Origin of the sequence: uncultured Meiothermus sp. (assembly GCF_937863175.1) — a bacterium.
Taxonomy (GTDB): Bacteria; Deinococcota; Deinococci; order Deinococcales; family Thermaceae; genus Meiothermus.
In genome coordinates this window covers 1-10,756 of record NZ_CALMCQ010000139.1, presented here as the reverse complement: position 1 = coordinate 10,756, position 10,756 = coordinate 1, and the positions used below count along the sequence as shown (strand labels likewise).

12 protein-coding genes are annotated in these 10,756 nt (G+C 60.7%); 11 read left to right on the top strand and 1 reads right to left on the bottom strand.

The features are described from left to right. From Q0288_RS05615 to Q0288_RS05565, 11 genes are all read left to right on the top strand, one after another. A partial coding sequence (locus tag Q0288_RS05615) for a UDP-N-acetylglucosamine 2-epimerase (RefSeq protein ID WP_299428432.1) occupies positions 1-264 on the top strand: 264 nt, incomplete at its 5' end. A 65-nt stretch (positions 265-329) separates the two neighbouring features. Further along, the gene (locus Q0288_RS05610) at positions 330-875 is read left to right on the top strand and encodes a peptidylprolyl isomerase (RefSeq protein WP_299428429.1); all 546 of its coding nucleotides are present in this window, start codon (positions 330-332) and stop codon (positions 873-875) included. 16 nt (positions 876-891) lie between these two features. Then, a complete protein-coding gene (locus Q0288_RS05605; RefSeq protein ID WP_299428426.1) occupies positions 892-1,722 on the top strand; it encodes an alpha/beta hydrolase in 831 nt (276 codons plus the stop codon). A gap of 514 nt (positions 1,723-2,236) precedes the next feature. Further along, complete coding sequence (gene ppsA / locus Q0288_RS05600; RefSeq protein WP_299428435.1) at positions 2,237-4,642, top strand: phosphoenolpyruvate synthase; 2,406 nt, start codon at positions 2,237-2,239, stop codon at positions 4,640-4,642. Between the two features lie 11 nt (positions 4,643-4,653). Then, a complete protein-coding gene (locus Q0288_RS05595) occupies positions 4,654-4,920 on the top strand; it encodes a hypothetical protein (RefSeq protein WP_299428423.1) in 267 nt (88 codons plus the stop codon). 191 nt (positions 4,921-5,111) lie between these two features. After that, entirely contained in the window at positions 5,112-6,239 is a 1,128-nt protein-coding gene (locus Q0288_RS05590) for a 4Fe-4S dicluster domain-containing protein (protein ID WP_299428420.1), read from the top strand. Then, positions 6,220-6,687 (top strand): Crp/Fnr family transcriptional regulator, encoded by a 468-nt coding sequence (locus Q0288_RS05585; protein WP_299428417.1) that lies wholly within the window; start codon positions 6,220-6,222, stop codon positions 6,685-6,687. The genes Q0288_RS05590 and Q0288_RS05585 overlap by 20 nt, the downstream gene beginning before the upstream one ends. Continuing rightward, entirely contained in the window at positions 6,671-7,537 is an 867-nt protein-coding gene (locus Q0288_RS05580) for an FAD/NAD(P)-binding protein (protein WP_299428414.1), read from the top strand. The genes Q0288_RS05585 and Q0288_RS05580 overlap by 17 nt, the downstream gene beginning before the upstream one ends. Before the next feature lie 3 nt (positions 7,538-7,540). Further along, on the top strand, positions 7,541-8,320 hold the full coding sequence (locus Q0288_RS05575) for a hypothetical protein (RefSeq protein WP_299428411.1): 780 nt from the start codon (positions 7,541-7,543) through the stop codon (positions 8,318-8,320). Continuing rightward, positions 8,313-9,677 carry a Ni/Fe hydrogenase subunit alpha gene (locus Q0288_RS05570; RefSeq protein WP_299428408.1) on the top strand — a complete coding sequence of 455 codons (1,365 nt, stop codon included), beginning with the start codon at positions 8,313-8,315 and terminating at the stop codon, positions 9,675-9,677. Before Q0288_RS05575 ends, Q0288_RS05570 begins: the two co-directional genes overlap by 8 nt. After that, on the top strand, positions 9,667-10,221 hold the full coding sequence (locus Q0288_RS05565) for a hydrogenase maturation protease (RefSeq protein ID WP_299428405.1): 555 nt from the start codon (positions 9,667-9,669) through the stop codon (positions 10,219-10,221). Before Q0288_RS05570 ends, Q0288_RS05565 begins: the two co-directional genes overlap by 11 nt. 91 nt (positions 10,222-10,312) lie before the next feature. Here Q0288_RS05565 and Q0288_RS05560 read toward each other — a convergent pair. Beyond that, on the bottom strand, positions 10,313-10,756 hold a 444-nt coding region (locus tag Q0288_RS05560; RefSeq protein WP_366914729.1), incomplete at its 5' end, for an extracellular solute-binding protein.

The following is a 10,756-nucleotide window of genomic DNA, read 5'->3' as shown; positions in this document are numbered from 1 at the left end:
CCGGTGGTGGTGTTGCGCAATGTCACCGAGCGGCCCGAGGGACTAGCGGTGGGGGCCTTGAAGCTAGCCGGAACCAACCCCGAAGAGGTATTCATCACCATTGATACCCTGTTATCGGATGGGGCAACCCTGAACGCCATGCGCAACCGTTCCAACCCCTATGGCGACGGTAAGGCAGCAGAACGCTGTGCTCGAGGGGTGGCCTGGCGTTTGGGGTTGGGAGAACGTCCGGCGGACTGGCAAGGTCACGTTACACGGCGGTAAGCTGGACCGACCCGCAAGGATCCTCGAGGTTGGCAGAAATTCATGATCGAACCTAAACCCCATTTATGAAAGAGGCAAACCCCACCGTTTCCATCCAGACCGAGCTGGGGCAGATGGTTATTGAGCTCTTCCCTGCCCGGGCGCCCATCACGGTAGCCAACTTTCTGCGTTATGTGGAAGAAAATCGCTACCACGGCGCGACTTTCTATCGAACCGTCCGCCTCGATAACCAGGCCCAGAGTCCAGTAAAGATCGAGGTGATTCAGGGTGGGCTGGGAATGGACGAGCATCCGGCCAAGCTGCCTCCCATCCCACAAGAAACCACAGCCCAGACCGGCTTGCGTCACCTGGACGGCACAATTTCGATGGCCCGCCTGGAGCCAGACTCGGCGCATTCTGAGTTCTTTATCTGTATTGGCGACCAGCCCGAGCTGGATTCCGGTGGCCGGCGCAACCCCGATGGGCAGGGCTTTGCAGCCTTTGGGCAGGTGGTGCAGGGCATGGAAGTAGTGCGGCAGATTCAACAACGGCCTTCGGGCGGGGATACACCACCGGTACAGGGCCAGTGGATACTGGAGCCGGTGCGAATCCTGGCGGTGCGGCGGGTATAATATACCCGTATACGCTATGCAAGGCCAGGAAGGTATTTTTCTGAGTTCGGATGGGCTGGCATTGTTTTACCGGCGATGGCGGCCTGCCGCATCCAGGGCGGTGCTGCTGCTGATCCATGGATTTGGTGAACACAGTGGGCGTTATGCCAGTCTGGTCAACCATCTGGTTCCGCAAGGCTACACCCTGTATGCGCTCGATCTTCGGGGCCACGGGCGCTCGCCAGGACAACGGGGACACATCCGCAGTTGGCGCGAGTATAGAAATGACCTGGCACTTTTCCGGCATTTTGTGGAAACCCAGGAACCCCGCCTACCGCCGTTCCTTTACGGTCATAGCATGGGCGGCTTGATTGTGCTGGACTATCTGGTACAACAGCCCCCCGGGCTGCGCGGAGCCGTGGTCAGCGGTGCGTTGCTCGAACCCGGAGAGAGCGCCCGGCCCCTGCTGGTAGCAGTCGCCCGACTGCTCTCCCGGTACTGGCCCAGCTTTTCGCTCAGACTGGGCCTGGATACCAAAGCCCTTTCTCGCGACGGTGCCGTGGTGCAGGCCTATGTTGCCGACCCGCTGGTACATGGAAAAGCCAGCGCCCGTTGGGGCACCGAGGTGTTGCAAACCATCCAGTCGGTCAAAGCCCTGGCCAAGAACATCCGCACACCGCTGCTGATCCTGCACGGCGAGGCCGATGCCATCAACCGGGTAGAGGGCGCACGCTGGCTTTTCAAAGAAATGCCCTTTACCGACAAGGAACTGCGGGTCTACCCCGGCGGGTTCCATGAACCCCATAACGACCTGGACAAAGCCCAGGTCTTGCAAGACGTAGAAGAGTGGCTCGAGCGGCACCTCTAAGGGGCCCACAGTGCACCATTCGGTTATGGTTTTACGAAATCGTTGCGCCGGCACGGCTTTGTGGCAGAACCGCTGTGCGTACGGCAAATTCTTAAGGTGGAGGTACTCGAATACCAGATTCGGAACCCGACCGAAGGGAGACGCTTTTTCGCCGACCGTCCGGGAGGGGGGTGCTCCAGGATTCAAAAAGTGAGCCTCGGGGTCTCCGGGTTGGAGGATGATCTTTTTGAATCCGGTATAACGCTGCTTCTGGATTGTCACAGGGCGCAGGCCGGTCGAGCGCCAAAAGCCAGGTAACAACCAGCGGAGTTCTCCAGGGCCCGCCTGCTTTTCGAAAAAGAAAGCGCCACCGACCACAACGCCTCTAGAATGGGACAAATGTACTCCTGGACGGTAATGGATTGGTAACGGTGGCATTTTAGGGTTTAGACAGGAGGTCTTTATGGCTACTGTTGAATCCGTAAAGCCCAGAACCAGTCCAGGTCGGCCCACGGCCCGCGCTGTCCAGCCGACCCTGCGCTGGGTACGGTGGTTCAAGGAGGTCGGAATTGATGAAGTACCGCTGGTGGGGGGTAAGAATGCCTCGCTGGGCGAGATGGTGCGGGAGCTGGGCAGGCTGGGGGTGCGCGTACCCGATGGTTTTGCCGTTACCGCCGAGGCTTACCAGCACTTCCTCCAGTCCAACGGGCTGAATGCCCCGATCCGCGAGCAGTTGCGTGAGCTGAACTCCGATGACCCCGATGACCTGACCAAACGCACCCGTTTGATTCGCAGCCTGGTTTTGCGGGCCTCGCTCCCCGAAGACCTCGAGGAGGAAATCTTGCAGGCCTACCGCGAACTCTCGAGCCAGGCCAGGGTGGAAGACCTGATGGTCGCGGTGCGCTCGAGCGCCACCGCCGAAGACCTTCCGACTGCTAGTTTCGCCGGGCAGCACGAGAGTTTCCTGGGTGTACAGGGCGAGACTGAGCTGCTGGATGCAGTTAAGAAGTGCTTTGCCAGCCTCTACACCGCAAGGGCCACCAGCTACCGGGTACACATGGGCTTCCCCCACGAAAAAGTACTGCTATCGGTAGGGGTGCAGCAGCTTGTGCGTTCGGATCTGGCCTCCTCGGGAGTGATCTTTACCCTCGACACCGAGACCGGACACGACGGGCTGGTGATGCTGGAAGGGGTCTGGGGGCTGGGCGAGAACATTGTGCAGGGCAAGTCTACCCCGGATCGTTTCTATGTCCACAAAGAGACCCTGGCCAAAGGCTACAAGCCCCTGGTATGGAAAACCCTCGGAGCCAAGGAGCTGCGCCTGGTCTACGATACCGAGCAGCAAAAGCTGCGCAACCTCCCGGCTACCCCCCACGAGCGCAGCCAGTGGGTGCTCTCCGATGACGAAATACTACAACTGGCCCAGTGGTCGGTAATGATTGACCAGCACTACAGCCAGAAGCGCGGAACTCCCACCCCGATGGATATCGAGTGGGCCAAGGACGGAATCTCCGGCGAGCTATTTATCGTGCAGGCCCGGCCCGAGACGGTGCACAGCCGCAAAAGCCCCACCATCAAAACCTACGCCCTCCTGCAAGAGGGTAAGGTGTTGGTCGAAGGGCTGGCGGTGGGCGAAAAAATCGCGACCGGCGAGGCTAAGGTCATCCGCAATCCCAAGTCCATGAGCCAGATTAAGCCCGGCGACGTGCTGGTGACCGTCACCACCAACCCCGACTGGGAACCCATTATGAAAATTGCCAGCGCCATCGTGACCGAGCGGGGTGGGCGCACTTCGCACGCCGCAATTGTGGCACGCGAGCTGGGCATCCCGGCAGTGGTGGGGGCCGCAGGTGCGACCAAGGCCCTGGCCAGGGGGGGCCCGGTCACGGTTTCGTGTGCGCAGGGCGAGATAGGTCGAATCTACGAGGGCACCCTGAAGTTTGCCGTGGACGAGTTCGACCCCTACAAGATAGGCACCACCCGCACCCAGATCATGATGAACGTGGGCAACCCCGAACAAGCCTTTCGGCTGGCGCAACTGCCCAACGATGGGGTGGGCCTGGCCCGGATGGAGTTTATTTTTGCCGACTGGGTGGGCATTCATCCCATGGCGCTGCTGCACCCCGAAAAACTCAGCGCCAGGGTGCAGCAAGCAATTGCCGACAAAACCAACGGCTACCCCAGCGGGCGCGAGTATTTCGTGGATCGCCTGAGCCAGGGCATTGCGGTGCTGGCGGCTGCCTTCTACCCCAAGCCCGTCATTCTGCGGATGAGCGACTTCAAGACCAACGAGTACGCCCGGCTGCTGGGCGGCGAACCCTTCGAGCCCAGCGAGGAGAACCCCATGCTGGGCTGGCGGGGCGCCAGCCGCTACTACCACCCCGAGTACAAAGAAGGGTTCATGCTCGAGGTCGAGGCGGTCAGACGGGTGCGCGACGTGATGGGGCTGACCAATCTGGTGGTGATGATTCCCTTCTGTCGCACCGTGGAAGAAGGCCAGCAGGTTTTGGCAACCATGAAGGAAGGTGGGCTCGAGCGCGGCAAGAACGGCCTGGAAGTCTACGTAATGGCCGAGATTCCTTCCAACATCATTCTGGCCGAGGAGTTCAGTCAGATCTTCGATGGCTTCTCGATTGGCTCCAACGACCTGACCCAGCTGGTGCTCGGCGTTGACCGCGACTCCACCCAGGTGGCCGCCCTGTTTAACGAACGCAACAACGCAGTTAAGTGGGCCTGCGCCGAACTGATCCAGAAAGCCCACCAGCACGGGCGCAAGGTGGGCATCTGCGGTCAGGCCCCCTCCGACTACCCCGAGTTTGCCGCCTTCCTGGTAGAAGCAGGCATTGACTCCATCAGCCTCAACCCAGACTCGGTGGTACGCACCAAGCGGCGCATCGTGGAGACCGAGCAAAACCGCAAAGGCCGCAAAGCCAGGGCATGAAGGAGGCCACTATGCGACACAACCGCATCGTTTTTCTGGGGGAACGCATCATCGAGGGCGACGAGGTTAGTCCAGACGATTTCTACGATGTAGAGACCTTCCGTCGCTGCGCTGCCCAGTGGGGTGGGCCGGAAAGTGTGTTAATTCTGCGCAACGCGGTGGTGGGTGAAGGGATGGTGCAAGAAAAGCTGGAGTACCTGCTCATCAACCGCGCAGAGGTTACCGCGCTGGGGGTGGGCGCGATGAGCGTAAGTGGACTTGAGGTATTAAGACCCTAGTTTGACCGGGGAAGCACGGTCTTGCGGGCAGTATCAGGCGCATGCTGTTTCGCACAAATGGATTGCGCGAGAAAATGGGGGGAGCAAAGACAACAAACACCCCTGCTCCCCCGCTCAGATCGGCCCCCGAGGCTTGCAGAGGTCATTTGGCCCAGTGGCTAGAAGCTAGGCTATTCGCAACGGAGGAACGCATGAGCAAGAGCCAGTTCGTACTGGAACGCTCTGGGCTCGAGCAACTATTGCAGGCCCTCAAAAATGAGGGCTACGTGACCCTGGGCCCCACGGTACGAGAGCGGGCCATCGTCTTTGGTGAATTGCACACCCTAGAGGACTTGCCCGTGGGTCTCAAGGACTGGCAGGAGGGGGGTACCTACCGGCTCGAACCACGTGCTGACCCGGCCCTGTTTGGTTACAACGTGGGACCCCAGAGCCCCAAGCAGTTCCTGCATCCACCCTTGTTGCGACTGCTTCGGGCCAGCAAAACGGCCCAGGGTTTCGAGATAGTATCCGAGACCGAGCCCCTCCCCAAATATGCCTTCTTCGGGTTGCGGGCCTGCGAGCTTCAGGCTATCCAGATTCAAGACCAGGTCTTTCTAGGCGGCCCCTACCAGGATTCCCACTACAAGGCCAGGCGGGAGCAGGTTCTTATCCTGGCAGTCAACTGCACCCAGGCTGGCAACGCCTGCTTTTGTACCTCTATGAACAGCGGCCCCAAAGCCAGGGCAGGCTTTGACCTGGCCCTGACCGAGGTACTGGAAGGCGATCGTCATTACTTTGTGGGAGCAGTGGGCAGTGGAGCAGGGGCCAGGTTGTTGAACCAGATCGCCCACCGTCCGGCCAGCGAGCGGGAATGGAACCAGGCCGAGGCCCTGGTGGATCAGACAGCCCGAAATATGGGGCGTGGGCTGAATACCGAAGGGCTCAAGGAGCTGCTCTACCAGAACCTCGATCATCCCCGTTGGGAAGAGGTTGCGGGCCGCTGTTTGAGTTGTGGCAACTGCACGCAGGTCTGCCCCACCTGTTTTTGCACCAGCGTGGAAGACCACACCGACCTGACAGGGCAGATAGCCGAGCGCACCCGCCACTGGGATTCCTGTTTCACCGCCGACTTTTCCTATCTGCATGGGGGGAACGTGCGGGTCTCGACCCGGGCCCGCTACCGCCAGTGGCTCACCCACAAGCTGGCGACCTGGCAAGACCAGTTCGGCTCTTTGGGCTGTGTGGGGTGTGGTCGTTGCATCACCTGGTGTCCGGTAGGGATAGACCTGACCGAAGAGGTCGCAGCGATGGGAGGCGTCCATGTCCAAAACCAGCCTTGAACACTACCTGGCCGAACACCCCTTCTTTCACGGTCTGCGCCCAAAGGACATCGAATGGCTGGCAGGACTGGCCCAACCCCTGGCCTACGAAGTGGGCGATTACCTCTACCACGAAGGGGATGAATCCAGGGATTTTTACGTGATTCAAGAAGGGCTGGTACGCCTCGAGGTACACACCCCTGGACGCGGTTACCTGACCATCCAGACCCTGGGGCCAGGCGAGGTGTTGGGCTGGTCAGTGATGATGCCTGAAACCCGCAAGACCTTCGATGCCCGTATTTTTCAGGCCACCCGCCTGCTGGCCTTTGATGCTGCGGCGGTGCGGAAGCGCTCCGAAGAAGATCATCATCTGGGCTACGAACTGTGCAAGCGCTTCTCGAGGGTCATCGGTGAACGCCTGCAGGCTACCCGGCTTCGCCTACTGGACTTATATGGTCAACCTCATTAGCCATACCCCAGGGCTCGACCCGATGCTGCCCCGCCCCTTCCGGGTCGCACGGGCCATCCGCGAGACCGCCGATGTGGTGACCCTGGAGTTAGAGGCACCAGCAGGCCCACCCCTACGCTTCGATCCGGGTCAGTTCACCATGCTGTACGTCTTTGGGGTGGGCGAAGTGCCCATTTCGATCAGCGGGGATGCCCGCAAACCGGAGCGTCTGGTACACACCATCCGTTCGGTGGGCCTGGCAACCGAGGCGCTGTGCATGCTGCGTAAGGGGGGTGTGGTGGGGGTGCGGGGCCCTTTTGGCAGCCGTTGGCCGATGGAACAGGCCAGGGGGGGCGATGTGGTGGTAGTGGCCGGCGGCATCGGCCTGCCTCCCTTGCGTCCGGTGATCTACCACATCCTGCACCACCGCAAGGACTACGGACGGGTCTATCTGCTTTACGGTGCCCGCACCCCCAGCGATTTGCTCTTTACCGAAGAACTCAAGCGCTGGCAACATACCCTCTCCCACGCCCCTGGAGCATCACCGGTGTTGGTTACGGTAGACCGTGCCGAGGGTAGCTGGGATGGGGCGGTGGGGATGGTCACAAGTTTGATTCCCAACCTGCGCCTAGACCCTGCCCACACCACCGCCATGATAGTCGGCCCGGAGGTGATGATGCGCTTTACCATCGCCGAACTGCGCAAGCGTGGCATACCTGAAGCCAGGCTCTACCTCTCGGTGGAGCGCAATATGAAGTGCGCGGTGGGCTTTTGTGGACGCTGCCAGTTGGGGCTGCAGTTTGTCTGCAAGGACGGGCCGGTGTTTGCCTTTTCACAAGTACGCAACTGGATGACACAAAAGGAGGTGTAGAAGATGCCAGGCAAACGCAGCAAGCCCAAGCTAGCGGTCTGGAAATTCGCCTCCTGCGATGGGTGTCAGCTTTCGCTACTGGACTGCGAGGATGAATTACTGGCACTGGCAGGGGCCGTAAAGATTGCCAATTTTCTCGAGGCTTCCAGTGCGGTGACGCCCGGCCCCTACGACCGCTCGCTGGTGGAGGGTTCCATCACCACCCCCCACGACGCCGAGCGCATCCAGGCGGTTCGAAAGAACTCCAGATTTCTGGTTGCCATTGGCGCCTGTGCGACCGCCGGGGGCATCCAGGCCTTGCGCAATTTTGCCGATGTCGAGGAGTTTACCCGCATCGTCTACGCCCGGCCTGAGTACATCCAGACCCTGAAGCACTCCACCGCGATTGCTGAGCATGTGAAAGTAGATTTTGAGCTGCGGGGTTGCCCAATCAGCAAAGGACAGTTGCTCGAGGTGGTCTCGGCCTTTCTACACAAACGCAAACCCAATATCCCCCAACACAGCGTTTGCCTGGAGTGCAAGGTTCGGGGCACGGTTTGCGTGATGGTGGCCCAGGGCATCCCCTGCCTGGGCCCGGTTACGCAAGCGGGTTGCGGGGCGATTTGCCCAGCCTATCAGCGGGGATGCTACGGCTGCTTTGGCCCCCAGGAAAACCCCAACACCGTGGCCCTCAGCGCTTGGTGGACGCACCTGGGGGTGGGCGAGGCAGCCCAACTGCGGGCCTTCCGCACCTACAACGCTGCAGCTGGGGCCTTCAGCAAGGAGGCCGCACGCCATGTCTAAACGGAGTGTTGGCCAGAAAATAAACTCGCTCGGGACTGCCCAAAACGAGCCACAGAAACCAGGCATTCCGAACAGCAAGACCATTCAGGTAGGCAACTTAGCCCGCGTGGAGGGCGAAGGGGCTTTGTACGTGCGGGTCAGGGACAACCAGGTAGAAGAAGTGCGGCTGAATATCTTCGAGCCACCGCGTTTCTTTGAAGCTTTTCTGCGCGGGCGCAGTTTTGCCGAGGTACCCGACATCACCGCCCGCATCTGTGGTATCTGTCCGGTGGCCTACCAGATGAGCTCGTGTCAGGCGCTGGAAGCTGCTTTGGGTCTAGAAGTGGGTGGTCAGCTAAAAGCACTGCGGCGGCTGCTCTACTGCGGAGAGTGGATCGAAAGCCACGCGCTGCATATCTACTTTTTGCATCTTCCTGACTTTCTAGGCTACCCCGACTCGGTGCGGCTGGCCCAAGACCAGCCCGAGTTGGTAAAGCAGGCCCTAAAGCTCAAAAAGACCGGCAACGAACTGATGACGCTACTGGGCGGGCGAGAGATTCACCCCATCAATGTGAAGGTAGGAGGGTTCTACCGCGTGCCACGCAAAGCAGAATTGCAGGCCATGCAAGACCGACTCGAGCAAGCCCGCGAGATTGCCTACCAGACTGTGCGCTTCGTCGGGGGGTTGGACTTTCCCGACTTCGAGCCCGACTATACCTTTGTCTCGCTGCGCGAAGAGGGTGCCTACCCCATTCTGCAGGGGCGCATGGTCTCCAACCGGGGCCTGGACATCCCGGTGGCAGCCTTTGAGCAACACTTCCACGAAGAACAGGTGGCCCACTCCAACGCCCTGCACGCGACCCTCGAGGGCCAGCCCTACCTGGTGGGGCCGCTGGCCCGCTACAGCCTGAACTTCGATCAGCTACCCGCCTCGGTGCAGGCTGCAGCACATGCAGCTGGATTGCGGCCGATTTGCCGCAACCCCTTCCAGAGCATCGTGGTGCGGGCGGTAGAGACCCTGTATGCCTGTGAGGAGGCCCTGCGTATCATCACAGCGTATGAGGAACCCGATGCCCCCAGCATGCCCGTGGTGCCCAAAGCCTCATCGGGCGCGGGCTGCAGCGAAGCCCCACGCGGCATCCTCTACCACCACTACCAGATGGATGAACAGGGCCTGATCGCCGGGGCCAGAATCGTGCCGCCCACCTCCCAGAACCTGAGGATGATCGAGGATGACCTGCGACAGTTTGTGGCTGCCCACCTCGAGCTGCCCAAACCCGAACTGACCCTGCGCTGCGAGCAGACCATTCGCAACTACGATCCCTGCATCTCCTGTGCAACGCACTTCCTAAGGCTGACCGTGGAACATGTCCATTAAAATTCTGGCACTGGGCAACCGCTACCGCCAGGACGATGGCGTGGGGCCGTGGATTGCCGAGCATCTGCACAAAGCAGGGCTGGCTGTGTTGGAAGTGGGGGACGATCTGACCCGACTGGTGGAGGGTTTCGCCGAGGCTGACGAAGCCATTGTGGTGGAGGCGGTGGTCTCGGGCCACCCAGCAGGAACCATTCACGTGCTCGAGGTGGGAAAACAGCCGCTGCCCTCGGTTTTGGAGCGCTCGTCGCGGCGCTTCCCACGAACACCAACCAGCCTTGAGCTTGTCAATGACCGGTTTGGGGTGACGCGCCCCGAAATGGGAGTCTCGAGCCATTCTTTCGACCTGGCTGAGGCTATCGAACTCGCCCGAACCCTGGGCTCTTTGCCGGAATATACCGTGATCTACGGCATCGAGGGTCAAAGGTTTGGTAGCGGAGAAGAACTCAGCCCGGAAGTGGTACGAGCCGCCGAGGCGGTCATTCAAATCATTATGGCAAGGTCAGGCCACCCGGGTACATCACCACAGACTGCGGATCGCCCGTAAGAATGTGTGAGTGGATACCGATTTCCTGCCAATTATCATCCGTGGTGCCTGGATGCATCCATATCAGGATTCCGTTAGGAAACACCGGCCCTTAGCGACGCTCCACCGCCAGGGCCCTGCGCTGGGCATCTTCCAGGGCCTGACGGGGACTGGCATTGCCCTTCAGGACACGCTCGAGGGCTTCCTCTAGCAATCCGTACCAGAGGGTAACTTCGGGATCCTGTACCCAGGAAACCGCCTGCTCGAGGCCGCTAAACGCCACCCGGCGGCGGGGGTCTTCACGGTAAAAATCCTCCAGCAGGGGCTGGGCCGAGCGACGCATGGGGAGGCAGTACGTCGCTTTGACCCAGTCTGCCATGTTGACAGGCTCCATCCAGTAGCGCCACAGGGCCACCGCCCCCCGCGCCTGGGGCTCGCTGGCCCCGCGCAAGACCATCAGAGTGCCCCCGGCAAGCGGAAGCCTGCCATCGGGCGTGCGGGGAAGTGGGGCCACCCCCAGTCGGAAGGGAATTGGCGAGCGCTTCTCCAGGGTGGG

Bases quoted from the DNA above. Each gene is read 5' to 3' on its own strand.
- Q0288_RS05565 (WP_299428405.1), top strand. From the start codon at position 9,667: ATGTCCATTAAAATTCTGGCACTGGGCAACCGCTACCGCCAGGACGAT.
- Q0288_RS05575 (WP_299428411.1), top strand. From the start codon at position 7,541: ATGCCAGGCAAACGCAGCAAGCCCAAGCTAGCGGTCTGGAAATTCGCC.
- Q0288_RS05590 (WP_299428420.1), top strand. From the start codon at position 5,112: ATGAGCAAGAGCCAGTTCGTACTGGAACGCTCTGGGCTCGAGCAACTA.
- Q0288_RS05605 (WP_299428426.1), top strand. From the start codon at position 892: ATGCAAGGCCAGGAAGGTATTTTTCTGAGTTCGGATGGGCTGGCATTG.
- Q0288_RS05585 (WP_299428417.1), top strand. From the start codon at position 6,220: ATGTCCAAAACCAGCCTTGAACACTACCTGGCCGAACACCCCTTCTTT.
- Q0288_RS05595 (WP_299428423.1), top strand. From the start codon at position 4,654: ATGCGACACAACCGCATCGTTTTTCTGGGGGAACGCATCATCGAGGGC.
- Q0288_RS05580 (WP_299428414.1), top strand. From the start codon at position 6,671: ATGGTCAACCTCATTAGCCATACCCCAGGGCTCGACCCGATGCTGCCC.
- Q0288_RS05570 (WP_299428408.1), top strand. From the start codon at position 8,313: ATGTCTAAACGGAGTGTTGGCCAGAAAATAAACTCGCTCGGGACTGCC.
- Q0288_RS05610 (WP_299428429.1), top strand. From the start codon at position 330: ATGAAAGAGGCAAACCCCACCGTTTCCATCCAGACCGAGCTGGGGCAG.